Here is a 26,407-nt window from a genome sequence, read left to right on the forward strand (position 1 = left end):
CCCCGTGCCGAGCGAGGGAGAGCCCCCACGTGACCATCGCGCCAGTCGACCCGGCCTCAGTGACCCAGGCGGAGACCGACGGTCCCGGTACCGCGCTGCTGCGGACCCTGACCGAGCTGACCGCCGACCTCCCCGACGCCGACCCCGGACGGGTCGCCGCCGCCGCGCTGCGCGGCCGGTCCGCCCGGGCCGACGAGTCGGAGCTGCGCGAGCTGGCGACGGAGGCGGCCGCGGGGCTGATCTCCGAGGACCCGGCGTACTCCCGCCTCGCCGCCCGGCTGCTGACGATCAGCATCGCCGCCGAGGCTGCCTCGCAGGGCGTCACGACCTTCACCGAGTCGGTCGCGGTCGGCCACCGTGAGGGCCTGGTCGCGGACCGCACCGCGGAGTTCGTCCGTATCCACGCGGCTCGCCTGGACGCGCTGATCGACCCGGCCGGCGACGACCGCTTCGGCTACTTCGGCCTGCGCACCCTGCACAGCCGCTACCTCCTGCGGCACCCGATCACCCGCAAGGTCATCGAAACGCCCCAGCACTTCATGCTCCGGGTGGCGTCCGGCCTCGCCGAGGACGACACCCCCCGTGCCCTGGACGAAGTCGCCGCGCTCTACGGGCTCATGAGCCGCCTCGACTACCTCCCCTCCTCCCCCACGCTCTTCAACTCCGGCACCCGGCACCCCCAGATGTCGTCCTGCTACCTCCTCGACTCCCCGCTGGACGAGCTGGACTCCATCTACGACCGCTACCACCAGGTCGCCCGTCTCTCCAAGCACGCCGGCGGCATCGGACTGTCGTACTCCCGTATCCGCAGCCGCGGTTCGCTGATCCGGGGCACCAACGGGCACTCCAACGGCATCGTCCCGTTCCTGAAGACGCTCGACGCCTCGGTCGCCGCGGTGAACCAGGGTGGCCGGCGCAAGGGCGCCGCCGCGGTGTACCTGGAGACCTGGCACTCCGACATCGAGGAGTTCCTGGAGCTGCGGGACAACACCGGTGAGGACGCCCGGCGTACGCACAACCTGAACCTGGCGCACTGGATCCCGGACGAGTTCATGCGCCGCGTGAACGCCGACGGTCAGTGGTCCCTGTTCTCCCCCTCCGACGTGCCCGAGCTGGTCGACCTGTGGGGAGCGGAGTTCGACGCGGCGTACCGCAAGGCGGAGGCGGACGGCCTCGCCAAGAAGACCATCCCGGCCCGTGACCTGTACGGCCGCATGATGCGCACGCTCGCGCAGACCGGCAACGGCTGGATGACCTTCAAGGACGCCGCCAACCGCACCGCCAACCAGACGGCCGAGGCGGGCCACGTCGTCCACTCCTCCAACCTCTGCACGGAGATCCTGGAGGTGACCGACGACGGGGAGACGGCGGTCTGCAACCTGGGCTCGGTGAACCTGGGCGCGTTCGTGGTCGACGGCGGCATCGACTGGGAGCGGCTGGACGAGACCGTCCGCACCGCCGTCACCTTCCTCGACCGGGTCGTCGACATCAACTTCTACCCGACCGAGCAGGCGGGCCGCTCCAACGCCCGCTGGCGCCCGGTGGGCCTGGGCGCGATGGGCCTCCAGGACGTCTTCTTCAAGCTGCGGCTGCCCTTCGACTCCCCCGAGGCGAAGGCCCTGTCCACCCGTATCGCCGAGCGCGTCATGCTCGCCGCGTACGAGGCCTCCGCCGACCTGGCCGAGCGCAACGGCCCGCTGCCGGCGTGGGAGAAGACCCGTACCGCGAAGGGTGTCCTGCACCCCGACCACTACGACGTGGAGCTGACCTGGCCGGAGCGCTGGGCGGCGCTGCGCGAGCGGATCGCGACGGTCGGCATGCGCAACTCGCTGTTGCTGGCGATCGCCCCGACGGCCACCATCGCCTCGATCGCGGGCGTGTACGAGTGCATCGAGCCGCAGGTCTCCAACCTCTTCAAGCGCGAGACGCTGTCCGGCGAGTTCCTCCAGGTCAACTCCTACCTGGTGGCCGAGTTGAAGAAGCTCGGCGTCTGGGACGCGCAGACCCGTGAGGCGCTGCGCGAGTCCAACGGCTCGGTGCAGGGCTTCACCTGGGTGCCGCAGGACGTCCGCGACCTGTACCGCACGGCGTGGGAGATCTCGCAGCGCGGCCTGATCGACATGGCGGCGGACCGTACCCCGTTCCTGGACCAGTCCCAGTCCCTGAACCTGTTCCTGGAGACGCCGACCATCGGCAAGCTCTCCTCGATGTACGCGTACGCCTGGAAGCAGGGCCTGAAGACGACGTACTACCTGCGCTCGCGCCCGGCGACGAGGATCGCCCGCGCGGCACAAGCAACTGTCCCCGTGCAGCAGGCCGCTGACCCCGACGCGGTCGCCTGCTCCCTGGAAAACCCCGAGTCCTGCGAGGCCTGCCAGTAATGCCCACCACCCAGAACCAGAACCTGCTCGACCCGGGCTTCGAGCTGACTCTGCGCCCCATGCGCTACCCGGACTTCTACGAGCGCTACCGGGACGCCATCAAGAACACCTGGACCGTCGAGGAGGTCGACCTCCACTCGGACGTCGCCGACCTGGCGAAGCTGTCCGAGGGCGAGCAGCACATGATCGGCCGGCTGGTCGCGTTCTTCGCGACGGGCGACTCGATCGTGGCGAACAACCTCGTGCTGACCCTCTACAAGCACATCAACTCCCCGGAGGCGCGCCTGTACCTGTCGCGCCAGCTCTTCGAGGAAGCGGTCCACGTCCAGTTCTACCTGACGCTGCTCGACACCTACCTCCCCGACCCGGAGGACCGCGCGGCCGCCTTCGACGCGGTGGAGAACATCCCCTCCATCCGTGAGAAGGCCGAGTTCTGCTTCAAGTGGATGGACTCGGTCGAGAAGCTGGACCGCCTGGAGACAAAGGCCGACCGCCGCCGCTTCCTCCTCAACCTGATCTGCTTCGCCGCGTGCATCGAGGGCCTCTTCTTCTACGGCGCCTTCGCGTACGTCTACTGGTTCCGCAGCCGGGGCCTGCTGCACGGCCTGGCGACCGGGACCAACTGGGTGTTCCGAGACGAGACCATGCACATGTCCTTCGCGTTCGAGGTCGTCGACACCGTCCGCAAGGAGGAGCCGGAGCTCTTCGACGACCAGCTCAAGCAGCAGGTCACCGACATGCTGAAGGAGGCCGTCGAGGCCGAGCTCCAGTTCGGGCGCGACCTGTGCGGTGACGGTCTGCCGGGCATGAACACCGAGTCGATGCGCCAGTACCTGGAGTGCGTCGCCGACCAGCGCCTCACCCGCCTCGGCTTCGCCCCGGTGTACGGCTCCGAGAACCCCTTCTCCTTCATGGAGCTCCAGGGTGTCCAGGAACTGACCAACTTCTTCGAGCGGCGGCCGTCCGCGTACCAGGTCGCCGTGGAGGGCACGGTCGACCTGGACGAGGACTTCTGACCTGAAGATCATGGATCCCTCCTCGCCGCTGGTACGTCACATCGGTGAGGAGGGATTCTTCATGCGCCGTATCGCGACTCTCGCCGTGACAGCCCTGCTGCTGGCCGGGTGCGGAACCCAGACCGGCGGCGACGAAGGTGACAGCGGTGACTCCGTGTCGCCTTCGCCTTCCGGCTGTACGTCCGTGCCGGAACTGCACGCCGCCGACAGCGGCCGCACGGTGTGTCTGACGGTGGGCGGCACGGTCCGGGTCGCCCTGGACGGGACGAGGAACCGGCCGTGGACACCGGTCACCGCCGAGGGCAGCGGGCTGGAGGCCGCCAACAGCGGCATCGTGCTGCTGCCGGGTGACGCGAACGCCGCGTTCGAGGCGGTCTCGGCGGGCACGGTACGGCTCGGTGCGTCCCGTCCGCTGTGCGCCACGGAGGCCGGCCGGGTCGCGTGCCAGGGGATTCAGGAGTGGTGGGTCGCCGTGGTGGTGAAGTAGCGCCGGTGCGCGTCGCGGATCTCGCGGTCGATACGACGATCGCGCACGATGCCGACCACTGCGGGGGCGACCAGCAGAATCAGGATTCCGAGAACGATGAGCATTCCGATCAGTCCTTCTGTCTGTGCTGGGGTCATGTCACCACTCTCGCGCTGAACACTCCTTACCAACAGTGGCAGGACTGCCGTACAACCTCGATTTACTGCCACTTCCGAGGCATACTGGGGAACATGCTGAAGAACGTGGCCACCGTCCTGCTCGACGGCGTGCACCCCTTCGAACTCGGGGTGATCTGCGAGGTGTTCGGCATCGACCGCAGCGACGAGGGACTGCCGACGTACGACTTCGCGGTCGCCTCGGCGGAGGGTCCGTCGCTCACCACCCATGTCGGCGGCCTCACCGTGGGTACGCCCTACGGGCTGGAGCGGCTGGAGGAGGCCGACCTGATCGCCGTACCGGCGGGGGCGGACTACGTCGTGCGCGACTATCCGCCCGAGCTGCTCGACGCGCTGAGAAGGGCCGTCGACCGGGGCGCCCGGGTGCTCAGCGTCTGCTCCGGCGTCTTCGTGCTCGGCGCCGCCGGGCTGCTCGACGGGCGCCGGTGCAGTGTGCACTGGCGGCAGGCTGACGAGCTCGCCGTACGCAACCCGCGCGCGATCATCGAGCCCGACGTCCTGTACGTCGACGAGGACCCGGTGATCACCTCCGCCGGCACCGCCGCCGGCATCGACGCCTGTCTGCACATCGTCCGCAAGGAACAGGGACCCGAGGTCGCCAACAAGATCGCCCGGCGCATGGTCGTACCGCCGCACCGGGACGGCGGACAGGCGCAGTACATCGAACGGCCCCTGCCGAAGGACTCCTGCGACACCGTCGGCGAGGTGCTGGTGTGGATGGAGCAGCACCTCGACGAGGACGTCACCGTCGAACAGCTCGCCGACCGCGCCCACATGTCCCCGCGCACCTTCGCCCGCCGCTTCCAGCAGGAGACGGGCACCACCCCCTACCGCTGGATCCTGCGCCAACGCGTGCTGCTGGCCCAGCAGTTGCTGGAGGGGACCGACGAGACGGTGGACGCGGTCGCGGGTCGAACCGGGTTCGGCACCGCGGCCGCACTGCGCCACCAGTTCGTGCGGGCACTGGGGACCACCCCGAACGCCTACCGACGGGCGTTCAGGGGGCCGGAAGCGGCCTGAGCCTCACCTCTCGACGGGCCGCAGCAGCAGTTTGTGCGGGCGGAGCGTGATGCCCACCCGCGTCCCGTCGTCGGAGCCCGACACCTGCTCGAAGCGGTACTTCGTCGAGACCGCCGCCGTGATCAGCGACAGCTGCGCCATCGAGAAGTGGTCGCTCGGGCACTTGCGGTTGCCCACGCTGAACGGGCTCATGGCGTATTTCGGCACCTCCTTGACCCGCTCCGGAAGCCAGCGGTCGGGGTCGAACTCCAGGTTGCCCTTGTACGACTTCGCATCGCGCTGGATCGCGTACGGGCTGTACACGATGTCGGCCCCGGCCGGAATGCGATACCCACCGAGTTCCGTGTCGGCGACCGCCCGGCGCGTCAATATCCACACGGCGGGGCGCAAACGCATGGCCTCGACGACGACATTGTTCGTGTGGGTCAGCGCCCGGACATCGTCGAATGCGACAGGACGGCCGCCCGTTACGGATTGAACCTCCTCGCGCACCCTGTCCGCGTGTTCCGGATGTTCCGCGAGCACCTGGAGCAGCCACATGATCGTGGAGGCGACTGTTTCACTGCCCGGGGTGAGTATGGCGACCACCTGGTCGTGGATCTCCTGTTCCCCGATGGGGTCCCCATTGTCGTCCGTCGCCTCCAGCAATGCCGTCAGCAAATCGTCCGGCTTTTGACCAGATGCGCGGCGCTCGGCGACGATCTCGTCGACCAGCAGATGCAAATCGGCCAGGGCCGCGTTGAATTTCCGGTTGGGCGGCAGGGGCAGGTTGTACAGGGGTCCGAGCGGGACGACCATCCGCCGGTACATACCGCGGAAGACGGTGGCGAGCGCGACGCACAGCCGCTCGGCCCGCTCGTCCATGAAGTCGCCGCGCAGCAGACAGCGGGCCGCGATGCGCACCGCCACGCGGAAGGACTCGGAGGTGCAGTCGATGGTCTCGCCGGGCCGCCAGCGCGTCGTCAGCGCGTGTGCCTCCTCCTCCATGATCGGCCCGTACCCGGGGATCGCGTCCAGCCGGAACGCGGGCTGGATGGTGCGCCGCTGGCGCCGGTGCCGCGGACCGTTGGCGGTGGCCACGCCCTCCTTGCCGAGCAGGCCCTCCAGGGACTGCCACAGGGGCCCGTCGATGACGTAGTCGGGGTTGAGTGCCATGGCCCCGGTGAGGGCCGGTGTGGTGACGGCGTACACCGTCTTGGGGCCGAGCTTGAGCCGTACCACGTCGCCGTGGTCCCGCAGCTGGGACATGAAGGCCAGCGGATCCCGCAGCAGCTTCAGCCCGTGCCCGAGGACCGGAACGGCCCCTCCCGCGAGGACCGGCTCACGTAACCCGGACTCCGGTGTCACCGGGGTCTCGGGCTTCACAGACTCGACGGTCATTTCTCACCTGCCGCTTCGTTGTCGACGTACGGGGGTGTGGACCGGTCGTCCCAGCTGTCGACCATGTAGCGGCCGGACTCGTGGTGGAACCAGTAGACGGTGCTGAACCAGTTGCGCATATTGCCGACGCAGGCCCGCACGGTGGCGCTCAGGTCTTTTCCGCGCAGGGTTCCGTCGTCGAGCGAGGCGGCGAACCGCAGGGCTGATTTCTCGGCGACCAGGAATTCACAGATGCATTCCTCGACCCGTCGCCGCACTTCCCTTATCGCTTCCTCGAGTGTCAGCCCCTCGTGTTTGATGAGGCTGATTCCGAGATTGTGGACCTCGTCGCCCGCTATTTCCTTCGGCAGCGAGCAGAGGTCGTTGTACCAGGCGGCGAATTCCTGGCTCAGAAGTGCCGCACGCCGATATGCCGGGTGTTTCCGCACCCGGTCCGGGAGTTCCCGGCCCGCGCTCGGCTCCAGCAGATCGGTCCAGATCCAGTGCGCGAAAGTCAGGCGCCGGAGCGCGAGGTATTCCTCGACGGTCGGCACGACACCTTCGGTGCGGTTGTGGAATTCCCGGTCGTACGCCTCGATCACCGAGTGGAAGTGCCGGGCGAAGCGCGCGTTCCAGGTGCCGGGCAGGAACGCGTACAGCCGCACCATGGTGTCGGCGAAGGCGGCTACCAGGGGATCCTCGTGGTGCAGGTGCTCCTCGGGGGAGTCGAGTGCCGCGTGCAGCCGGTACCTGAGCCGCCGCCAGGCCTCGCGCCGGTGGTGGACGATGTCGCGGTCGTGCCGGTCGTCCCAGACGAAGAACCACGCGCTGTAGTCCGCTATCGCCTGGAGGACCTCGTCCGGGGCGCCCAGGTAGTAGCCCGCCATGAGGTCCGTGTAGCAAAGACCGTCGGCATATTCCTCCACCTTGTCGGCCGGCATGAGCCGCTTTTCCAGCAGCCAGGTACGTGTCTTCTCCTGGAGCTGGGGCCAATACGAGTGGAGTTGCCGGGGAAACGCCGCCTCGATCACCGGGAGAGAGAGCGACGGTGGGACCGCGATCGCTGTCGGTGTCGATGTGGTGCCGTGTGAGAAAGCATGCACGAACTAACCCCTCTCAGCCGCCAGTTGCGCACGCCCTCCCGCCGTGCCGGGCGTGCGCCGTTGCGTATCCCCGCACTTCCCATTCAGCACCACAACTGACCGATCTGGGAACGGATTTGCACCATTCACTACCCCACAGTGCCGAGAATCTCCCCTTGTGTGACTGAATCTGGATCACTAAGGGAGCACATACGATCGAACGTGCGACGGACAGACGAACGGCGCCTGGTCAGGGAGGGAAACCTGAACAGACGCCGTGCGTACGGGACTTGTGTGATCCCGAGAGGCCTCAGTCGTTGGCGACCACGGGGTAGCGGGGCTCGTTCTCGGCCATCTGCCGCAGCGCGTCCTTGCGTTCACGCTTGGAGAGCCGGTCGATGTAGAGGTACCCGTAGAGGTGATCCGTCTCGTGCTGCAAACACCGAGCGAAGTACCCGGTGCCGCGCACCTTGATCGGGTTGCCCTTCTCGTCCTGCCCGGTCAGCTCCGCGTAGTCCGGGCGGGCCAGCGGCGCGTACGCGGTCGGCACCGACAGACAGCCCTCGTTGCTGTCGTCCAGGACCCGCCGGTCGGCGGGCAGGTCGACGAGCTTGGGGTTGCAGACCACACCGACGTGCCGCTTGCCCTCGTCGTCCATGCAGTCGTACACGAAGACCTTCAGGTCGACACCGATCTGGTTGGCGGCCAGGCCCACACCCTCGGCGGTGCGCTGCGAGGCGAACATGTCCGCCACCAGCTGGTCCAGCTCCGCGCCGAACTCGGTGACGTCCTTGCACTCCTTGTGCAGCACCGGGTTCCCGACGACGGTGATGGGCCGCGAGGTCCCACGCTCCCGCCAGCCGTTCTCCCGCTCCTCGGTCTCCTCGGTGTCGATGACGAAGCCCTCGTCGTCCACGGGGAGCACGCCCGCGTGCTGCTGATCGGTGTCCTGCTGCGCCATGACCGACGATGCCTTCCTCAAACCAAAACAGGGGGTAGATGCTGATACAGGGTAAGGGGGACGCGCCCCGCAGGGGCGCGGGGAACTGCGCGACCAGCCACAACGGACCGGCAGCCGAAATCAGTCAGCACACCTCTTCAAGATCACGCCAGTCACGAGAATCAGGGCTATCGGCAACCCACCCGTCCAGCAACCCCCGAACCAGCGCAGCCGGCGCAGCCACCCCGCACTCCCGCTCCGGCACCCACAACTGCCCGTCCGTCCGATGCCCGAGCGGCCCCGGATGCCCCGGCTCACTGTGATCGTGCGGATCCAGATGCTCCCCGTCCCCCTCATCGGACGGCATCCGCGACTCCGAGCACATCCGGCACAGCAACCGCACCGAAGAAGACCAGTCCTCCGCCGCGAACCCCGCATCGGCGGCGAGCTGCTCCAACGCGTCCCGGTCCGCCTCGGTCGCCGCCTCCAGCAGCACCACCCACGTCGGCACCGGCGAAGGCGCCCACAGCTCGATCTCGTCGAACACGGGATACGAGTGCCCGGCCACAGTGGTGCGCTCCCCGTGCGGCACCCCGTCGTGGAGCACGACCTCACCCCACCGCCGCCCGGAGGACGGCAGCGGAATCGACAGCACCTCGATGCGAGCGGGGTCCAGACGACGGCCCCAGACCACCTCCGCCTCGCCCTCCGGCGACAGCCGCACCGCGGCGCTGCCGAGGTCCATGCCGACCGGCTCCCCGGGGTCCGCGGCCCCGCCCGGCACCCGCAGCCCGTAAGCCTGCCAGGCCCGCCGGGCCAGCGGCCAGTCCTGGAGCGCGGTGGCCGCGATGCCGACGTTCCACCAGTCGGGTGCGCCCGTCTCGCGGTCGAGCAGCGCGACGGCCCTGAGTCCCGCCGCCCGGGCCTGCTCCCAGTCGTGCCGGAACTTGTGCAGCAGGGCGAGGTTGAACCAGGACTCGGACAGCCAGGGCTCCAGGTCGGCGGCCCGCGTCAGCAGCGCGCCCGCGTCCTCGTACCGACCGTCGCCGATCAGCGTGAACGCGCGGTCTGTGGCCTGCCGCCAGGAGGCGGAGGGCCGGTGCCGTCCCTTGCCGAAGATCCTCACGATTCCCGCCTGCCAGTTCCGTTCAGTGGGCTGGCCACTGCCCCCGGACACCCTCTTCTTCGCATCCAACCATGCGCGGCTGGAAGGGCGCTCATTACCCATGGGTTACCCAACCGAGGGCAAGGTAAGACAGTCCCTCGCCAGCACCCTGGCCAGCGCCTCCACGACCTCGGGCGCGTAGTCCCCCGCGGTGGCCAGACGCAGCTCCTCCAGGGCGGTGAGGGGCCCGCCGGGCCCGGCGTCCCGCGCCTTCTCCTCGTAGGCGTTGACCGTCCGCACGATCCGCGCGGCGACGGGCTGCTGCCGATAGGGGTCGGCCTGCCGCTCCACGACCACGGCGACCGTGCCGTCCACCCCCGTCTGCCGGACGACGGCCCCGCCGAGCAGGGCGATCCGCCGCTGCTCCTCGGTGGGCAGCCCCGCGGTGGCCCCCGCCGGCACCGGATCGATCAGGCTCAGCTGTCCGATGTCGTGCATGAGGGCGGCGTACTCCAGGACGGTGAGATCGGGCCCGGTCAGCCCCAGGTCCCGCCCCACGGCCTTGCAGAGCTCGGCGACACGGCGGGCATGGCCTGCGGGGGTGTACCCGGCTATCTCGGTGGCCCGGGCGAGGGAGGCGATGGTCTGCCGGTAGGTGGTCCGTACGGCCGCGTACCGCCGGAAGGCCAGCTGGGTGAGGAGCAGCGGCAGGCAGAAGACGGGCAGCGCCCACAGTCCGGCGACGGCGACCGCGAGGGCCATCACCGCGCCGGTCGCGCAGACGGCGGACCCGATGCCGAGCAGAGCCCGCAGCTCGTGCCTGAGCAGCGGGGGGAAGGGCCAGCGGGTGCGGGAGTGGGCGAGCGCGGCGGCGAGCACGGCGTCGCAGAGCGCGGTGAGGGCGAGGAGCGCGATCAGTACGAGGGCGTACGCCGGTCCGCCCCAGGCGTCGAGAACGCCCCGGTTGTACAGGGGCTGGAAGCAGACGGCGCAGAACGCGGTGCTGAGCAGGCGGCGCGAGAGATGGTCGACCATCGGACCCTGCCCGCGCGCGATGTGCGGCACGCTGCCGAGGAGCGCGGCGGCGAGCACGACGGTGACCACCTGGAGGACCCCGTGCGTGGTGGGCCGCCCGGCGTCCGCCCCGAGCAGCGCGTACGCCAGCGCCCCGGCGGCCCCGAGCGGCGCGGCCTCCCGGACCCGGGCGCCGGTCCACCTGGCGAGCTCACCGACGGTGATCAGCACTCCGAAGGCCAGCGCGGCCCCGCGCTCCTCCAGGCCGGTCCAGAGGATGACGGCGAGCGAGACGAGGGCGAGCAGCCCCGCCGAGCCGTGCACGAGCAGCCGGGGCCATCTCATCGGCGTGCTCCGGAGCGGCCGGCGACCGGTCGCCGGGGCCGGGGCGGGCGCTCCTCGTCCGCGGTCACGGCGGGGTGCCAGCCGTGCCTGCCCAACGCCCGCACGAGAGCCGTCACCATCCGCGGGTCGAACTGCGACCCCGCGCACCGCTCCAGCTCCTCCAGCGCGGTGGCGACAGGCCGTGCCCGCCGGTACGACCGCGTCGACGTCATCGCGTCGAAGGCGTCGGCGACCGCGACCACCCGCGCGGACTCGGGGATCTGGCTCCCCACCAGTCCGTACGGATACCCGCTCCCGTCCAGCCGCTCGTGATGATGCAGTACGGCCGCCCGCGCCTCCCCCAGGAACGAGATCCCCCGCACCATCTCGTGCCCGTACTCGGGATGCAGCTCGATGACGCGCCGCTCCTCCGGGGTCAGCGGCCCGTCCTTGCGCAGCAGCCGCGTCGGCACGCCCAGCTTGCCGACGTCGTGGAGGATCCCGGCGAACCGGAGCACCTCGATGCGGCCCTCGTCCATGCCCAGCTCGCGGGCGATCATCATCGAGGCCTGTCCGACACGCTCGCTGTGCCCGCGGGTGTACTCGTCCTTGATGTCGACGGCCTGCACGAGCGCGCGGATGGTGGCCTGATGGGCGGCCTGTTCCCGGTGGTACTGGGCGAAGGCCCACCAGGACACGCACATCGGCAGCAGCACGAGCAGCGCGGCGACGGGCCCGTACGGGCTGCGCCACAGCACGGCCATCATCAGCCCGGCGAGCCCGTGCACGGCGATCGGCGCGAGGGAACGGACGAACAGACCGCGCCAGGCCAGTCGTACGGGCACCCGCTCGGCCAGCGCCAGGATGCCCCCGTCCAGGACGGTGAGCACCAGACAGAAGGCGAGAACGGCCGCCCCGGCCGGGACGAGCACATAGGGAAAGTCGGGGGCCACCACGGCGTCCCGGCCGCCCAGCGCCCAGTGCACCCGGGACGCGGCCCAGACGGCGACGGCGAGTTGGGCGGCCCGCCAGATCCGGCGGATCCCGCGCGGCCGCTGTGCGACCGGGGACAGCAGCGCCCCCGGCAGCGCGACGAGCGCGGCGGCCGGGGGCGGCAGCAGGAACGCCCCGGCGAGCAGCACGGGGTAGAAGGTGCCGGACAGCCGCTCGCCCCCGGCGTAGAGGGCGGCGAGCAGGGCCACCGCCCACCAGGGGGCGGTCACCTGCGGCAGCGCGTGCACGCAGTACAGGGCACCGAGGACGACACCGACCACGTACACGCGTGTACGTGCCGCTGTCCCCTCCATGACGCCCCTTTGAGATCTCCCGAGCCGGCTCAGCTTCGGAGCCTAGGAGGGCAAGAGGGGGTTCCGCGGGCCGATTACCCGCGGATTAGCACGTTCGAGTGACGACAGCCCGTTCCCGGAAGGGAGTTCAGGCCTCCTGGGCCGGGGCCGCGGTGATGTCGTGCTCGGGCACCGCCTGTCCGGAGCGGATCAGGTCGAGCCGGCCCAGGACCTTGGAGCGCAGGTCGGTGGGGACGTCGTCATGACCGCAGCACCGCTTGACCAGCTTCTTCACGGCCTCTTCCAGGCCGTACTTCTCCAGGCACGGCGAGCACTCCGTGAAGTGCTGCTTGAACTTGTCGCGGTCGACGTCCGGCATCTCACTGTCGAGGAACTCGTAGAGATGATCGAGTACCTCACTGCAGTCCGTCTCGTGCGGCTCTCCGCAGCTCATGAGCCCGAACCTTTCGCTTCGTTCGACTCTCCGGCGCCGGCCGGGACCAGGCCGCGCTCACGGGCGTAGTCCTCGAGCATGCCGCGCAGTTGGCGACGGCCCCGGTGCAGCCGGGACATCACCGTACCGATGGGTGTCCCCATGATGTCCGCGATCTCCTTGTACGCAAAGCCCTCGACGTCCGCCAGATAGACCGCGATGCGGAATTCCTCGGGGATCGCCTGGAGTGCTTCCTTCACGTCCGAGTCGGGCAGGTGGTCGAGCGCCTGCGACTCGGCGGAGCGCAGACCGGTCGACATGTGCGACTCGGCGCGCGCCAGCTGCCAGTCCTCGATCTCCTCGGCCGCGGAGCGCTGGGGTTCGCGCTGCTTCTTGCGGTACGAGTTGATGAAGGTGTTGGTCAGGATCCGGTACAGCCAGGCCTTCAGGTTGGTGCCCTCGCGGAACTGGTGGAAGGACGCGTACGCCTTGGCGTACGTCTCCTGCACCAGGTCCTCGGCGTCGGCCGGGTTGCGCGTCATGCGCAGGGCGGCCGAGTACATCTGGTCGAGGAATTCGAGCGCGTCCCGCTCGAAGCGCGCGCTGCGCTCCGAGGTGGTCTCCGTGCTCGTGCCCTGGCCCTCGGGCTGCTCCGCCTGGCCGTGTTCGGTCCCTGCGTCGGTACCGGGAACCGGACCCACCTCCTCAAGATTGCGGGTGGGAGCGAAACCGATCCCACCAGAATCGGAGGATAGAACACGATCCGGTCCGCCCGCCGCCCGAATAGGGCCGGTCTTGGTCGCGTGCAGCACCGTCCAGTCCAGGTCAGCGCGGCTGCTGCGGCTCGGGCAGAAGGTCGAACCCATGCGGCGGACTTCCTCTCTACGACGGTCGGTGCCGGTTCTTCAGCACTTCTGTCCGCCACAACAGAGCTCCGGGGCTCAACATTCCCGAGCCTTTACCCGAGTGACCCGGCCCACTTCACCACCGCGTCGGTGAGGATCGTCACGGCCTGTTCCGGTCCGATCTCCGCCTTCTTCGGCACGGCGAACCCATGATCGCCGTACGGCACCTCGACCAGCTCGTAGGAGCCGTCGGGGAACTCCTCCGGCTTCCCGAAGGGGTCGTTCCCGCCCTGGACGACCAGTGTGGGCACCCCGGCCCCGAGCAGCTCGTCGGCACGGGACTTCTCGGGCTTGCCGGGTGGATGCAGCGGAAAACTGAGCGCGAGGACGGCGACGGCGCCCAGCTCGACGGCGGTACGGCAGGCGACCCGGGCCCCGGCACTGCGCCCGCCGGAGATGACGGGCAGCCCCTTGCCGGCCACGGCGGGCCAGATGCCCCGCCATCCCACGTCGAGCGTCCTGGGCGGCGACGCCACCTTCTTCCCGGCCACCCGCCAGGGCTGCTCGACGAGCGCGACGGTCACACCGTGGCCCGGGAGCACCTGGGCGAGCGCCCGCAGATCGCGGGCGTCGACACCGCCGCCCGCGCCATGGCTGACGGCGAGGACGAGGCGGGGCTTCTTCGCGGGGTGCCAGGTGATGCGGGCATCCCCCGCGTCGGTGGCAATGATCTCGGTCGTCACGCTAGAAGAGTGTGCCCTCTTCGGGCCCCTCCAGCTCGGTCAGCAGCTCCGGTCCGTTGTTGCGGACGTTGCTGACGGCCGTGGAGACCGGGTAGGCGCGCATCAGGCCGACCGGGGGCGGCTCCAGGAGGGAGCGGAGGTCCTCGACGTCCGTGCGGGAGGGGTCCAGCCAGGAGTCCCAGCGGTCCGGGGTGAGCATCAGCGGCATCCGGGGGTGGATGTCGGCCAGCGCGCGCGGTCCGTCGGCGGGGGACACGGCGAGGGGGGTCGTCTCGGCCTCGGTGGTGATGACCGAGCAGGTGACCCACCAGGCCTGCGGGTGGTCGTCGGGGAGGGTCTTGTCGCGCCAGAACTCGTACAGCCCGGCCATCGCGAACACCGACCCGTCGGCCGGCAGCACGAAGTACGGCTGCTTGCGCGGCCGCTTCTTCTTCCCCTCGACCTCCAGGTCCCGCTCCTCCTTGGCCGTGACCCACTCGTAGTAGCCGTCGGCGGGGATGATGCAACGGCGGGAGGAGAAGGCCCGCTTGAACGACGGCTTCTCGTGGACGGTCTCGGCGCGCGCGTTGATCATCCGGGCGCCGCCCTCGGGGGTCTTCGACCAGCTCGGCACCAGTCCCCACTTGAGCGTGCGCAGCTGGCGAACCGGGCGTGGATCATCCGCGTCCTTAAGGGGACGGTCGAGGACGGCATAGACCTCCTTGGTCGGGGCCACGTTGTAGTCGGGGGCCAGTGCCTCCTCGGGCTCCCACTTCTCGATCTCAAAGATTCCTGCGAGATCCTCGGGCCTACGACTCGCTGCATACCGTCCGCACATACGTGCCACACTGCCAGACGCCGTACGACCAGAGGGAGCCACCGCCGAACATGGACACCAGCACTGCGACCTCTCTCTGGGACGAGCTGATCGGAACCCAGCCCGACCCCGACCTGTGGGTGGTCCTGGCCACCCTGGTCGCGGCGCTCGCGATAGTGGTCCCGCACCCCCTGTGGCGTGTCTCGCGCAACGCCATCACCATCGCCCACGAGGGCGGCCACGGTCTGATCGCCCTGGTCACCGGCCGCCAGCTGACCGGCATACGGCTGCACTCCGACACCAGCGGCCTCACGGTCAGCCGCGGCAAGCCGCACGGCATCGGCATGATCCTCACCGCCGCCGCCGGCTACACCGCTCCCCCGCTCCTCGGCCTGGGCGGCGCGGCCCTCCTCGCCTCCGGCCGCATCACGTTGCTGCTGTGGCTGGCGACGGCCCTGCTCATCGCGATGCTGGTGATGATCCGCAACGCGTACGGCGCCCTGACGGTGGTCGTCACCGGCGGCACCTTCGTGGTGGTGTCGTGGCTCGCGGGTCCCCAGGTGCAGGCCGCGTTCGCGTACGCGGTGGTGTGGTTCCTGTTGGCGGGCGGCGTCCGTCCCGCTTTCGAGTTGCAGGCGAAGCGGGTGCGGGGCGGGGCAGGTGATTCCGATGCGGACCAGCTGTCGCGCCTGACGCACGTACCGGCGGGGTTGTGGTTGTTCCTGTTCCACGCGGTGAGCCTGTGCTCGCTGATAGGCGGCGGCAGGTGGTTGCTGGAGGTGTGATGCAGGCCCGAAGGGCCGCATCACAGGGGCGCGGGGCTGTATATAGGCGCGGGGCTGTATATAGGCGCGGGGCTGTATATATCAGCGGCTCCGCCGCGGGGCGCGACCAGCCACGATGGCGTCGCACCCGAAAGACCGCCCCCCACTAAAGTGGACCCCATGGCTTTGAACCCCGCAGACACCGCCCTCTGGCCCGCCCCCTATGCGAGCGGAGCCGTCGACGCGACGGTCCACGTCCCGGGGTCGAAGTCAGTCACGAACCGCGCCCTGGTCCTCGCGGCCCTCGCCAGCGAGCCGGGCTGGCTCCGCCGCCCCCTCCGCTCCCGGGACACCCTCCTCATGGCCGCGGCCCTCCGCGAAATGGGCGTGGGCATCGAGGAGGGAGTGGGCCCCGACGGCACGGGCGAGTCCTGGCGCGTCCTCCCGGCAGGGCTCCGCGGCCCCGCCACGGTGCACGTCGGCAACGCCGGCACCGTCATGCGCTTCCTCCCCCCCGTCGCCGCCCTCGCCGACGGCGAGATCCGCTTCGACGGCGACCCGAGGTCGTACGAGCGCCCCCTGAACGGCGTCATCGACGCCCTGCGTGTCCTCGGCGCCCGTATCGACGACGACGGCCGCGGCGCGCTGCCGCTGACGGTCCACGGCGGCGGCGCCCTGGACGGCGGTCCGGTGGAGATCGACGCGTCCTCGTCGTCGCAGTTCGTGAGCGCGCTGCTGCTGAGCGGCCCCCGCTTCAACCAGGGCGTGGAGGTCCGCCACATCGGTTCCACGCTGCCCTCGATGCCGCACATCCGGATGACCGTCGACATGCTGCGCGCGGTCGGCGCCCAGGTCGACACGCCGGAGTCGGGTGGCGAGCCCAATGTCTGGCGGGTGACGCCGGGTGCGCTGCTGGGCCGGGACCTGACGATCGAGCCGGATCTGTCCAACGCCCAGCCGTTCCTGGCGGCGGCCCTGGTGACCGGCGGCAAGGTCGTCGTCCCGGACTGGCCGTCGCGTACCACCCAGCCCGGTGACAGGCTGCGGGAGATCTTCACCGAGATGGGCGGTTCCTGCGAACTCACCGAGTACGGCCTGGTGTTCACCGGGTCGGGGTCGATCCACGGCATCGACGTGGACCTGAGCGAGGTCGGCGAGCTGACCCCCGGCATCGCGGCGGTGGCGGCGGTGGCCGACTCCCCCTCGACCCTGCGTGGGGTGGCCCATCTGCGGCTGCACGAGACGGACCGGCTCGCCGCGCTCACCAAGGAGATCAACGAGCTCGGCGGTGATGTGACCGAGACGGCCGACGGGCTGCACATCCGCCCGCGCCGTCTGCACGGCGGGATCTTCCACACGTACGAGGACCACCGGATGGCGACGGCCGGCGCGATCATCGGTCTCGCGGTGGAGGGTGTGCAGATCGAGAACGTGGCGACGACGGCGAAGACACTGCCGGACTTCCCCGACCTGTGGACCGGGATGCTCGGGAGCGATGGGGCGTAGGGGACTCACGCCATGCGCCGCTACGGCAAGCACACCGACGAGGACGACATCCGCAGCCGCCCCAACCGCAAGGGCAACCGGCCGCGTACGCACATCCGCCCCAAGCACGAGGAGGCGGTCGAGGGCATGGTCCTCACCGTCGACCGGGGCCGTCTGACCTGCCTGGTCGAGAACCGGGTCGTCATGGCGATGAAGGCCCGTGAACTGGGCCGCAAGGCGGCGATCGTCGGCGACCGGGTGGCCATCGTCGGCGATCTCTCCGGCCAGAAGGACACCCTGGCCCGGATCGTCCGCATCGAGCCGCGCACCTCGGTCCTGCGCCGTACCGCGGACGACGACGACCCGTACGAGCGCGTGGTCGTCGCCAACGCCGACCAGTTGGCGATCGTCACGGCCCTCGCCGACCCCGAGCCCCGCCCGCGTCTCATCGACCGCTGTCTGGTCGCGGCGTTCGACGGCGGTCTGACCCCGCTCCTGGTCCTGACGAAGTCGGACCTCGCCCAGCCCGACAAACTCCTTGAGCTGTACGGCCACTTGGACATCCCGTACGTCGTCACCAGCCGCGAGGAGCTGGAGAACGGCGACGCGGCGGACCGGGTGCGCGAGGAACTCAACGGCAAGATCACGGCGTTCGTCGGCCACTCGGGCGTGGGCAAGACGACGCTGGTGAACGCGCTGGTCCCCAAGGACCAGCGTCGTGTGACGGGCCATGTGAACGCGGTGACCGGCCGCGGCCGTCACACCACGACCTCGGCGCTGGCGCTGCCCCTGGCGGGCGACGACGGCTGGGTGATCGACACTCCGGGCGTACGGTCCTTCGGTCTGCACCACGTCGATCCGTCCCGCGTGATCCTCGCGTTCCCCGACCTGGTGCCGGGAACCGAAGGCTGTCCCCGAGCGTGCAGTCATGATGAGCCGGACTGCGCGCTGGACGAGTGGGTAGCAGAGGGACACGCGGACCCGGCGCGCCTGTACTCGCTGCGCCGTCTGCTGGCGACCAGGGAACGCAAGGAAGGCGACTGACCTCCGCGTTGTTTGTCTCCGTACAGGTTAGGTAAAGGCATACTCGCACCGAGCCGGACATACGGGAGGACAGCACATGGCGTGGCTGCTGGTGGTGGTCGCCGGGTTGTTGGAGACCGGTTTCGCCGTGTGTCTCAAGCTCTCGCACGGTTTCACTCGACTGTGGCCCACGGTCGCGTTCTGCGTCTTCGCCCTCGGCAGCTTCGGTCTGCTGACCCTGTCGCTGAAGAAGCTCGACGTGGGCCCGGCGTACGCGGTGTGGACCGGTATCGGGGCGGCGGGCACCGCGATCTACGGCATGGTCTTCCTCGGCGACCTGGTGTCGACCCTGAAACTCGTCTCGATCAGCCTGGTCATCGTGGGCGTGATCGGCCTCCAGCTGTCCGGCTCGGCGCACTGAGGGCCCGTCAGGCGACCTCGCGAACCACGACGACGACTGCGCGACGGCGGGCCCGCTGAGGCGACCGCCCTCACACCGGCTGCCGGTGCAGCGCGCTGCGTACCAGGTCCGCGACCCCTCCCTCACCCGGCGGGGCCGCCACGCAGGACAGCGCGATCCGCACGGTCAGCTCGCAGGAGCGGGCGAGGTCGGCGAGGTCCTGCTTGTTGTGCGCGACGGAGCCGGAGAGCACCGCTACGGCACGGTCGCGGACCAGCGCCACGAAGTCGCCGGGCGAGGGCAGCGGGCCGTCCGCCCGGCGCTGTGCCGGTACGGCCGAGGAGGACGGGACCGCGGACAGCGTCGGGGAGGGCAGCCGCTCGCTCCAGCAGCCGGTGAGCATGGCGCGTACGAGCGCGTTGTCCTTGGCGGTGGCGGCGGTCCACTCGGCGGTCGCGGTCAGCCGCTCACGCGCGTCGCTGTGGGTGGCGAGCGCGCGCTCGACGCCGGCGAGATATCCGTCGGCCTCCCTTCTCACCAGCGCGCGGGCCAGCCCCTCCTTGCTCCCGAACTCGTTGTAAAGCGTCTGCCGGGACACTCCTGCCGCCGCGGCGACATCCACCATCCGCACGGTGGACCACGGCCGACGGGCCAGCGCCGTGTACGCGGCGTCCAGCAGGGATTCCCTCGCTGCAGGCATCATCGCCTCCTAGGGGCGAGCGGCTCTGGGCCCAGATTTGACGCGCGTGAGGGCACTGTCAAGGGTTCGCGAAGGCATCGGGGGGCGCCCTTGATCCACCGCACGCCGTCCGCCCCGGGGCCGTCCGCGCCTTGGTCCCGTGTAGCCCCGTACCGACCATGGCAGATACCGTTCGCCCCATGCCGGACTACCTCGACGACCTCCGCTTCGCCCACGTCCTCGCGGACGCGGCCGACGCAACCACCATGGACCGCTTCAAGGCGCTGGACCTCAAGGTCGAGACGAAGCCGGACATGACCCCGGTGAGCGAAGCGGACAAGGCGGCGGAGGAGATCATCCGTACCCACCTCCAGCGCGCCCGCCCGCGGGACGCGATCCTCGGCGAGGAGTACGGCGTCCAGGGCACCGGCCCCCGCCGCTGGGTGGTCGACCCGATCGACGGCACCAAGAACTACGTCCGCGGCGTCCCCGTCTGGGCCACCCTGATCTCCCTGATGGAGGCGGCGGAGGGCGGCTACCAGCCCGTCGTGGGCGTCGTCTCCGCCCCGGCGCTCAACCGCCGCTGGTGGGCCGCGAAGGGCCACGGCGCCTTCACCGGGCGCAGCCTCACTTCGGCCTCCCGGCTGCATGTCTCGCGCGTCTCGAAGATGTCGGACGCCTCGTTCGCGTACTCCTCCCTGAGCGGCTGGGAGGAGCAGAGCCGCCTCAACGGCTTCCTGGACCTGACCCGCGATGTGTGGCGCACGCGCGCGTACGGCGACTTCTGGCCCTACATGCTGGTCGCCGAGGGCGCGGTCGACCTCTGCGCCGAACCCGAGCTCTCCCTCTGGGACATGGCCGCCAACGCGATCATCGTGACGGAGGCGGGCGGCGCCTTCACCGGCCTCGACGGCCGCCCCGGCCCGCACAGCGGCAACGCGGCCGCCTCCAACGGACTGCTCCACGACGAGATGCTGGGATATCTCAACCAGCGGTACTGAAGCCGGGCACTGAGCGCGCACGCCCTCAATCGGCCGCACGCGCCCCCTTGTTGACCCTCGCTTTACCTGCGACTCTGAGGGGACCCTCATTTGTGAACTTGTGAATCGCTGAACTAACTCGGCGATTCCTTTGGAGGTGACTCCGCACCCATGCTCGTCCGTGACGCCATGAGCACAGTGGTCCTCACCATCGGCCCCGCCCACACCCTCCGCCAAGCCGCCGCCCTGATGTCCGCCCGGCGCGTCGGCGCGGCCGTGATCCTCGACCCCGATGCCGGCGGCATCGGCATCCTCACCGAACGCGACGTCCTCAACGCCGTGGGACTGGGCCAGAGTCCGGACACGGAACGCGTCCACGACCACACCACCACCGACGTCGTCTTCGCGGCGCCGTCCTGGACCCTGGAGGAGGCGGCCCGGGCCATGGCCCACGGCGGCTTCCGGCACCTCATCGTCCTGGACCGCGGCGAGCCGGTCGGCATCGTCTCGGTCCGCGACATCATCCGCTGCTGGGCACCGGCCAGACAGCACGTCCCCGCCTGAGCGCAGCGAGGGGGGTGGGCCGGGCGACCCGGCCCACCCCCGCCACTCTGGACATTGTCCAACTCAAGGTGCACTCTAAATTCACACCTATTCGGAGCCTGGTCCCCCTTGCTGTTAAGGTGACCCCTATGAGTGACCTTCTGGAACGACTGCGCGGCCGCGGATGGCGGATGACCGCGCAGCGGCGCGTCGTGGCCGAGGTCCTCGACGGCGATCACGTCCATCTGACGGCCGACGAGGTCCATGCCCGGGCCGTCGCCAAGCTGCCCGAGATCTCCCGCGCGACCGTCTACAACACGCTGGGTGAACTGGTCTCCCTGGGCGAGGTGCTCGAGGTCGCCACCGACAAGCGCGCCAAGCGGTACGACCCGAACGCGCACCGGCCGCACCACCACCTGGTCTGCGCCCAGTGCGGCGCGATCCGCGACGTCCACCCGAGCGGCGACCCGCTCACCGACCTCCCCGACTCGGAGCGCTTCGGCTTCACGGTCTCGGGCGTCGAGGTGACGTACCGCGGCATCTGCCCGAACTGCGCGGCGGCATAACCCGGCTTCCGAAGCCCCGGCCCCTCTTGGGCGCCGGGGCTTTGTGCTGTCTACAGGCTTCCCGGATCTGACGGACCGTCATATGGTCAACGGCACCCACCAGTCCGTTCCGCACTCCGCGAGGAGACCCCGTGGGAGAGCCGTATCCGAAACTCAGCGCACGTGATCTGACCCGAACCTTCGGCCGGGGCCCCGGCGCGGTGGCCGCCCTCGGCCCGCTGGACCTGTCCGTGAGCGCCGGCGAGTTCGTCTGTGTCGTCGGCCCCTCGGGCTGCGGCAAGTCCACCCTGCTGCGTATCGCCGCGGGCCTGCTGCGCCCCAGCACGGGCCGCCTGGAGATCCGTACGAGCAGCCCCCGCCCGGCCGCCATGATCTTCCAGGACTACGGCATCTACGACTGGAAGACGGTCCGCGCCAACGTCCGCTTCGGCCTCGACATCCAGCGCGTCCCGCGCCGCGAGGCCGACGCCCGCGCCGACGCCTGGCTGGCCCGCATGGGCCTGTCGGACTTCGCCGACGCCTACCCCGCGACCCTCTCCGGCGGCATGCGCCAGCGCGTGGCGATCGCCCGGGCGTTGGCGGTGGAGCCCGAACTCCTGCTCATGGACGAACCGTTCGCGGCCCTGGACGCCCAATTGCGCATGATCCTCCAGGACGAGCTCCTGGAACTCACCCAGACGACCCGCACCACCACCCTCTTCATCACCCACAGCCTGGAGGAGGCGATCGTCCTCGGCGACCGCGTCCTCGTGATGTCCGCCCGCCCCGGCCGCGTCATCGCCGAGCACCACCCGCCCTTCCCCCGCCCGCGCACCGGCGACATCCGCTCCGCGCCGGAGTTCACGGAGCTGAAGAGCGAGTTGTGGGACCTGCTGCGCAAGGAGGCGGTGCCGGCATGACGACGACCGCTCCCGCACGGGAGTCCGTCCTGGTCCGCGCCCCGGGCCCGCACGAGCTCCATCCCGTACGCACCCACCGGCGCCGACGTGCCCTGGAACTGTCCCTGGCGGCGGCCGTCCCCCTGTTCCTGATCCTCCTGTGGCAGCTGGCCGCCGCTCAGGCCTGGATCGACTCCCGCGTCTACCCGGCACCGTCCACGATCTTCGCGGACGGCTGGGACCGGGCCGCGGCGGGCGACCTGTGGCCGGACGTGTGGGCGACGACGAAACGCGTCGTGGCGGGCTACGCGGTGGGCACGGCCGCCGGGTACGCGCTGGGACTGCTCATGGGCTCGCTCTCCCTGGTCAGAGCGGCACTGGAGCCGCTGCTTGACGCCCTGTACGTGGTGCCGAAGCTGGCCCTGCTGCCGATCTTCCTGAACATGTTCGGCCTGGGCGAGGGGCCGCAGGTGGCCCTGGTCGCGGCGACGGTCTTCTTCTTCGTGTGGATCTCGACGATGTCCGCGGTCATGTCGATCCCCTCCGGCCACCGCGACGCGGGCCAGGTCTTCGGCGCCTCGCCCTGGCAGATGTTCCGCCACGTCCTGCTGCCGGCGTCGCTGCCGTCGGTCCTGGTGGGCGCGCGCATAGCGGCGGGCGTGGCCGTGCTGGTGATCGTCGCCTCGGAGCAGATCGCGGCGACGAACGGCCTGGGGCATCTGATCTTCGACTCCCGCGCGCTGTTCCAGAACGACGTGATGTTCGTGGGGATCGTCTGTGTGGCGGTGCTGGGGGTCGTCTTCTCCGAACTGGTGCGGGTGGTGGGCCGGTTGCTCACCCCGTGGGCGCCGAGGGACCGTGGACGGGGGCAGTCATGAGGGGACGTACGTACCTGGTGGCCGTCGCGCTCCTGGCGTCGGCGGCCTGCTCGTCGCCGTACGAGGACAGCACACCGCGAGCGGGCGCGGGCAACCGCACGATCAGCCCCGTGGCGGGCTGCGGGGCCACGTCCTGGACGGACCCGGCCGACCTCTCCCCTAGCCGTGCGCCGGCCCGCTGCCGGCCCGGCGCACCGGCCCCGAAGGCCCTGGCGAAGACCAGGAAACTGACGATCGCGACGGGGACGCTCAGCGCCGAGTACGTGGCACCGCTGCAAGTGGCGCTGGACAAGGGCGAGTTCGAACGTGAGGGCCTGGACGTCACCCTCAAGGTCCTCCCGACGCCGGACGCGCTGCCGCTGCTCGCCAAGGGCGACCTCGACGCGATCTGGGCGGCTCCGGAGGCGGCCGTGATGAACGGCCTGCGGGGCGGCTTCGACATCAAGTGGGTCGCGGGGAACTTCTCACCGGACCCCGACTCCAAGAGCGGTCTGTGGGTGCGGCTGAAGGACGGCGAGAGCGCGTCGCGCGTGACCATGGCCGGCCGCAGACTCGGCACGATGATCGGCAAGGGCTCCGTCATCGCGTACCCCATGGAGAAGGCCCTGGAGAAGCACGGCGGCGGCCTCGACAGGATCCAGTACCAGCAGCTGGGCTCCGCGGACGTCCTCACCGCCCTGGAGAACGGCGGCGTCGACTCGGCCTGGCTCCTGGACCCGGTGTGGCGCAAGGTCGACGGACAGCCCGCCTACGCCTTCCTCGGCGGCCAGCCGCAGGGCGAGCCACTGGGCGGCATGCTGTACGGCCCGTCGCTGCTCCAGCGGGACGTGGACGCGGGAGTGGCCCTGCTCCGGGCGTACATCCGCACGGTGAACTCCTACTTCGCGACGGACTACAAGAGCGACGACGCCTTCGTCGGCTACCTGGCGAAACTCCTGAAGGCGGACCGGCAGATCCTCCGCTCGACCCCGTCCCTGCGGATGGACTGGGAGATCCGCGAAGGCACCACGGACCGCCTGCAAGCCGCGTACACCGCACAGGGAGTCTCCGAGGGCGACCCGCTGCCGGAGTCCGAGACGGTCGACCGCACCCTGTACGAGGAGGCGGTGGGCCACCGGTCCTGAACAAACACCGAGGGCCGGAATCCTTAAGGATTCCGGCCCTCGGTCTTCAGTAGCGGGGACAGGATTTGAACCTGCGACCTCTGGGTTATGAGCCCAGCGAGCTACCGAGCTGCTCCACCCCGCGTCGGTGAAATGAACACTACGTCAACGGGAACGACAGAAGCAAATCGCTTATCCGGACCCGCCTGACCTGCGGTGGACGTCAGGCCGACAGTTCCTGCCGCAGCGCGTCCCGCAGCCGGGCCGCCCGCTCGGACACCTCACCCGGCCCCAGCGTCACCGCCCGGTCGGCCCACCGCTGCCCCTCCGCGAGCTCCCCACGACGCGCGTAGACCAGGGCGAGCCGCAACGCCGCCCGTCCGTGCCCCGCGTCCGCGGCACGGGTCCACCACACCGCCGCCTCGGGCTCACTGCCCTCCCGGGCCAGCAGCAGCCCGAGGTTGAAGGCACCGTTGCGAGAGCCCGCCTCGGCCGCCTCCCGGTACCACCGAGCCGCCTCCACGACATCGCCCCGCGCGGCGGCCAGCATCCCCACCCGCACCTGCGCCCGCCGATGCCCCTGGGTGGCCGCCCGCTCGTACCACTCCTCGCACTCGCTCTTGGACGAGTGCACGGGCTCCCCCAGCTCATGCGCGGGCGCGGGCGGGCGCCGGGCGTCCAGCACGGTCGCCAGCCGGTACGCCGCCTCCGCACTGCCGCCCCCGGCCGCACACCGCAGATGCCGCTCCGCCGCCGCCTCGTCCCCGTCCCGCAACCGCGCGATCCCGACCTGCAACGCCGCCTCGGTGTGCCCGGCGGCCGCGGCCCGCTCGTACCACCGCAGCGCGACCACGTCCTCATCCCGCCCGGCGAAGAGGATCCCGAGGTTGAAGGCCGCGTCCACGCTCCCGGCCTCGGCCGCCTTGGAGAACCACGGCTCGGCTCCGGCGGTGTCCCCGCCCTGGAGCAACAGGATCGCCAGCGCGTTCGCCGCCTCCCGGTGCCCGGCGTACGCCGCCCGCCGGTACCACTGCTCGGCCTGCGCGGTCCGCGCCTGCTCGGCGCAGAGCAGCCCGAGGTTGTACGCGCCATTGACGTCACCGGCGTCCATCGCGGCCCGGTACCACCGCTCGGCGGTCTGCGTCTCGCCCCGCTCGGCGTGCAGCGCGCCCAGCGCGTTCGCCGCGTTGCCGTCCCCGTCCTGCGCGGCCCGCAGCCACCAGACGGCGGCGCTCTCGACGTCTCCCGCGTCACGCAGCAGGAACCCGAGCGCACAGGCGGCCCGCGCCTCGCCGTCCTTGGCGGAGGTCAGGTACCAGCGCCCGGCCTCCTTGAGCTCACCGCGCCGCTCCAGGATCGCGCCGAGGTGCAGCGCGGCCCGCCGGTGGCCGCGCGCGGCGGCCTGCCGGTACCACTGCTCGGCGTCCTGCGAGACACCGTTGTCGGACTCGGCCTCCCCCTCGGCCGGCACCTCACGATCAAGAGCGCGCGCCAGTCGGTAGGCCGCCTCGCGGTGCCCCCGCTCGGCCGCGGCCCGCATCCACTGCCCGGCCCGGGCGTCCCCGCGGTGCTCCAGCAGATCGGCGAGCGCGTACGCGCCGAGGGCGTGTCCCTGCTCGGCGGACTGGCGCAACCAGTACTCGGCGGCGGGCTCGTCGCCCTTCTCCCGGAAGTGCCGCCCGAGCGCGTGCGCGGCCGCGGCGGACCCGGCGACGGCGGCGATCCGCCACCATCCGGCGGCCTCGTCGGCGTATCCGCGCTGGTGCAGAAGGACACCCAGGTTGTTGGCGGCGGCCCGGTCGCCCGCGGCGGTGGCGGCACGCAGCTGGGGTTCGGCTCCGTCGAGATCACCGCGGCGCAGCAGCATGGCCCCGAGGACGCTCATCGCCTCGACATCGCCGGCTTCCGCGGCGAGCCGCTGCCTTGCTTCCTCGGCGGCCTCACCGGTCTCGTCCCGGTCGGAAGGCTGCACAAGATCGGCAGACTGCGCAAAATCGGCAGACTGCTCAAACCGCCCTGTCTCCAACAGAGTTGCCTTGTCCCCCATAACGTCCATCGTCGCACCACCTGCAACCTGGGTACACCTGGTATACCGCAGCCA

At 70.4% G+C, this 26,407-nt stretch carries 27 protein-coding genes and 1 tRNA gene; 14 read left to right on the forward strand and 14 right to left on the reverse strand.

The annotated features are described in order from the left end of the window. Positions 1 to 29: 29 nt before the first annotated feature. Genes ACFY0U_RS35010 through ACFY0U_RS35020 form a run of 3 tightly spaced genes read left to right on the forward strand, consistent with a single transcriptional unit; the run spans position 30 to position 3,884 of the window. Positions 30 to 2,381: a ribonucleoside-diphosphate reductase subunit alpha gene (locus tag ACFY0U_RS35010; RefSeq protein WP_388642637.1), complete on the forward strand. Its 2,352-nt coding sequence runs from the start codon at positions 30 to 32 to the stop codon at positions 2,379 to 2,381. Beyond that, positions 2,381 to 3,397 carry a ribonucleotide-diphosphate reductase subunit beta gene (locus tag ACFY0U_RS35015; protein ID WP_388642638.1) on the forward strand — a complete coding sequence of 339 codons (1,017 nt, stop codon included), beginning with the start codon at positions 2,381 to 2,383 and terminating at the stop codon, positions 3,395 to 3,397. Before ACFY0U_RS35010 ends, ACFY0U_RS35015 begins: the two co-directional genes overlap by 1 nt. 10 nt (positions 3,398 to 3,407) lie before the next feature. Beyond that, positions 3,408 to 3,884 (forward strand): hypothetical protein, encoded by a 477-nt coding sequence (locus ACFY0U_RS35020; RefSeq protein ID WP_388642640.1) that lies wholly within the window; start codon positions 3,408 to 3,410, stop codon positions 3,882 to 3,884. On the opposite strand, the gene ACFY0U_RS35025 is transcribed toward ACFY0U_RS35020, so the two are convergent. Next, a complete protein-coding gene (locus tag ACFY0U_RS35025; RefSeq protein WP_388642642.1) occupies positions 3,851 to 4,021 on the reverse strand; it encodes a hypothetical protein in 171 nt (56 codons plus the stop codon). The two genes, ACFY0U_RS35020 and ACFY0U_RS35025, sit on opposite strands and share 34 nt — an antisense overlap. 93 nt (positions 4,022 to 4,114) lie before the next feature. Here ACFY0U_RS35025 and ACFY0U_RS35030 point away from each other — a divergent pair, with 93 nt between their 5' ends. Further along, complete coding sequence (locus ACFY0U_RS35030; protein WP_388642643.1) at positions 4,115 to 5,080, forward strand: helix-turn-helix domain-containing protein; 966 nt, start codon at positions 4,115 to 4,117, stop codon at positions 5,078 to 5,080. A 3-nt stretch (positions 5,081 to 5,083) separates the two neighbouring features. On the opposite strand, the gene ACFY0U_RS35035 is transcribed toward ACFY0U_RS35030, so the two are convergent. From ACFY0U_RS35035 to ACFY0U_RS35080, 10 genes are all read right to left on the reverse strand, one after another. Next, on the reverse strand, positions 5,084 to 6,460 hold the full coding sequence (locus tag ACFY0U_RS35035) for a cytochrome P450 (protein WP_388642644.1): 1,377 nt from the start codon (positions 6,458 to 6,460) through the stop codon (positions 5,084 to 5,086). Next, the gene (gene cyc1 / locus ACFY0U_RS35040; RefSeq protein WP_388642645.1) at positions 6,457 to 7,542 is read right to left on the reverse strand and encodes an epi-isozizaene synthase; all 1,086 of its coding nucleotides are present in this window, start codon (positions 7,540 to 7,542) and stop codon (positions 6,457 to 6,459) included. Before cyc1 ends, ACFY0U_RS35035 begins: the two co-directional genes overlap by 4 nt. A 289-nt stretch (positions 7,543 to 7,831) precedes the next feature. Beyond that, positions 7,832 to 8,482 carry a peptide deformylase gene (gene def / locus ACFY0U_RS35045; RefSeq protein ID WP_266822208.1) on the reverse strand — a complete coding sequence of 217 codons (651 nt, stop codon included), beginning with the start codon at positions 8,480 to 8,482 and terminating at the stop codon, positions 7,832 to 7,834. A gap of 124 nt (positions 8,483 to 8,606) precedes the next feature. Further along, a complete protein-coding gene (locus tag ACFY0U_RS35050; protein ID WP_388642646.1) occupies positions 8,607 to 9,587 on the reverse strand; it encodes a tetratricopeptide repeat protein in 981 nt (326 codons plus the stop codon). A gap of 105 nt (positions 9,588 to 9,692) precedes the next feature. Next, positions 9,693 to 10,925, reverse strand: coding sequence for an HD-GYP domain-containing protein (locus ACFY0U_RS35055; protein ID WP_388642647.1), 1,233 nt, complete (start codon positions 10,923 to 10,925; stop codon positions 9,693 to 9,695). Next, entirely contained in the window at positions 10,922 to 12,211 is a 1,290-nt protein-coding gene (locus ACFY0U_RS35060; RefSeq protein ID WP_388642649.1) for an HD-GYP domain-containing protein, read from the reverse strand. The genes ACFY0U_RS35055 and ACFY0U_RS35060 overlap by 4 nt, the downstream gene beginning before the upstream one ends. Before the next feature lie 127 nt (positions 12,212 to 12,338). Next, positions 12,339 to 12,644 (reverse strand): mycothiol system anti-sigma-R factor, encoded by a 306-nt coding sequence (gene rsrA, locus ACFY0U_RS35065; RefSeq protein ID WP_046260457.1) that lies wholly within the window; start codon positions 12,642 to 12,644, stop codon positions 12,339 to 12,341. Beyond that, on the reverse strand, positions 12,641 to 13,324 hold the full coding sequence (gene sigR / locus ACFY0U_RS35070; protein WP_388642650.1) for an RNA polymerase sigma factor SigR: 684 nt from the start codon (positions 13,322 to 13,324) through the stop codon (positions 12,641 to 12,643). The genes rsrA and sigR overlap by 4 nt, the downstream gene beginning before the upstream one ends. A gap of 257 nt (positions 13,325 to 13,581) precedes the next feature. After that, on the reverse strand, positions 13,582 to 14,211 hold the full coding sequence (locus ACFY0U_RS35075) for an alpha/beta family hydrolase (RefSeq protein WP_388642651.1): 630 nt from the start codon (positions 14,209 to 14,211) through the stop codon (positions 13,582 to 13,584). Position 14,212: 1 nt separating this feature from the next. Further along, the gene (locus ACFY0U_RS35080; protein WP_388642652.1) at positions 14,213 to 15,028 is read right to left on the reverse strand and encodes an SOS response-associated peptidase; all 816 of its coding nucleotides are present in this window, start codon (positions 15,026 to 15,028) and stop codon (positions 14,213 to 14,215) included. Positions 15,029 to 15,078: 50 nt separating this feature from the next. Here ACFY0U_RS35080 and ACFY0U_RS35085 point away from each other — a divergent pair, with 50 nt between their 5' ends. The 4 genes from ACFY0U_RS35085 (at position 15,079) to ACFY0U_RS35100 (ending at position 18,700) form a co-directional block, all read left to right on the forward strand. Next, entirely contained in the window at positions 15,079 to 15,792 is a 714-nt protein-coding gene (locus ACFY0U_RS35085; protein WP_388642653.1) for a M50 family metallopeptidase, read from the forward strand. Between the two features lie 159 nt (positions 15,793 to 15,951). Further along, positions 15,952 to 17,277, forward strand: a complete 1,326-nt coding sequence (aroA, locus tag ACFY0U_RS35090; protein ID WP_388642654.1) for a 3-phosphoshikimate 1-carboxyvinyltransferase — start codon at positions 15,952 to 15,954, stop codon at positions 17,275 to 17,277. 12 nt (positions 17,278 to 17,289) lie between these two features. Continuing rightward, on the forward strand, positions 17,290 to 18,300 hold the full coding sequence (gene rsgA / locus ACFY0U_RS35095) for a ribosome small subunit-dependent GTPase A (RefSeq protein WP_388642655.1): 1,011 nt from the start codon (positions 17,290 to 17,292) through the stop codon (positions 18,298 to 18,300). A gap of 76 nt (positions 18,301 to 18,376) precedes the next feature. Continuing rightward, positions 18,377 to 18,700: a DMT family transporter gene (locus ACFY0U_RS35100; RefSeq protein ID WP_388642656.1), complete on the forward strand. Its 324-nt coding sequence runs from the start codon at positions 18,377 to 18,379 to the stop codon at positions 18,698 to 18,700. A 70-nt stretch (positions 18,701 to 18,770) separates the two neighbouring features. Here ACFY0U_RS35100 and ACFY0U_RS35105 read toward each other — a convergent pair whose 3' ends face one another. Then, a complete protein-coding gene (locus ACFY0U_RS35105) occupies positions 18,771 to 19,382 on the reverse strand; it encodes a TetR/AcrR family transcriptional regulator (RefSeq protein WP_388642658.1) in 612 nt (203 codons plus the stop codon). Between the two features lie 176 nt (positions 19,383 to 19,558). Between ACFY0U_RS35105 and hisN the strand changes: the two genes are divergently transcribed. From hisN to ACFY0U_RS35135, 6 genes are all read left to right on the forward strand, one after another. Beyond that, positions 19,559 to 20,359 (forward strand): histidinol-phosphatase, encoded by an 801-nt coding sequence (hisN, locus tag ACFY0U_RS35110; protein WP_388642659.1) that lies wholly within the window; start codon positions 19,559 to 19,561, stop codon positions 20,357 to 20,359. A gap of 150 nt (positions 20,360 to 20,509) precedes the next feature. Next, positions 20,510 to 20,902, forward strand: a complete 393-nt coding sequence (locus tag ACFY0U_RS35115) for a cyclic nucleotide-binding/CBS domain-containing protein (RefSeq protein ID WP_171141536.1) — start codon at positions 20,510 to 20,512, stop codon at positions 20,900 to 20,902. A gap of 128 nt (positions 20,903 to 21,030) precedes the next feature. Further along, a complete protein-coding gene (locus ACFY0U_RS35120; RefSeq protein WP_388642662.1) occupies positions 21,031 to 21,447 on the forward strand; it encodes a Fur family transcriptional regulator in 417 nt (138 codons plus the stop codon). Positions 21,448 to 21,578: 131 nt separating this feature from the next. Next, positions 21,579 to 22,346: an ABC transporter ATP-binding protein gene (locus tag ACFY0U_RS35125; RefSeq protein ID WP_388642664.1), complete on the forward strand. Its 768-nt coding sequence runs from the start codon at positions 21,579 to 21,581 to the stop codon at positions 22,344 to 22,346. Further along, positions 22,343 to 23,203: an ABC transporter permease gene (locus ACFY0U_RS35130; protein ID WP_388642665.1), complete on the forward strand. Its 861-nt coding sequence runs from the start codon at positions 22,343 to 22,345 to the stop codon at positions 23,201 to 23,203. The genes ACFY0U_RS35125 and ACFY0U_RS35130 overlap by 4 nt, the downstream gene beginning before the upstream one ends. Next, on the forward strand, positions 23,200 to 24,327 hold the full coding sequence (locus ACFY0U_RS35135) for an ABC transporter substrate-binding protein (protein ID WP_388642667.1): 1,128 nt from the start codon (positions 23,200 to 23,202) through the stop codon (positions 24,325 to 24,327). Before ACFY0U_RS35130 ends, ACFY0U_RS35135 begins: the two co-directional genes overlap by 4 nt. Before the next feature lie 50 nt (positions 24,328 to 24,377). On the opposite strand, the gene ACFY0U_RS35140 is transcribed toward ACFY0U_RS35135, so the two are convergent. Further along, positions 24,378 to 24,451: transfer RNA gene (locus ACFY0U_RS35140), tRNA-Met, on the reverse strand. A 78-nt stretch (positions 24,452 to 24,529) separates the two neighbouring features. Further along, positions 24,530 to 26,362: a sel1 repeat family protein gene (locus ACFY0U_RS35145; protein ID WP_388642669.1), complete on the reverse strand. Its 1,833-nt coding sequence runs from the start codon at positions 26,360 to 26,362 to the stop codon at positions 24,530 to 24,532. Between the last annotated feature and the right edge of the window lie 45 nt (positions 26,363 to 26,407).

The organism is Streptomyces sp. NPDC001536 (assembly GCF_042894505.1).
In the GTDB taxonomy this organism is placed as follows: domain Bacteria; phylum Actinomycetota; class Actinomycetes; order Streptomycetales; family Streptomycetaceae; genus Streptomyces.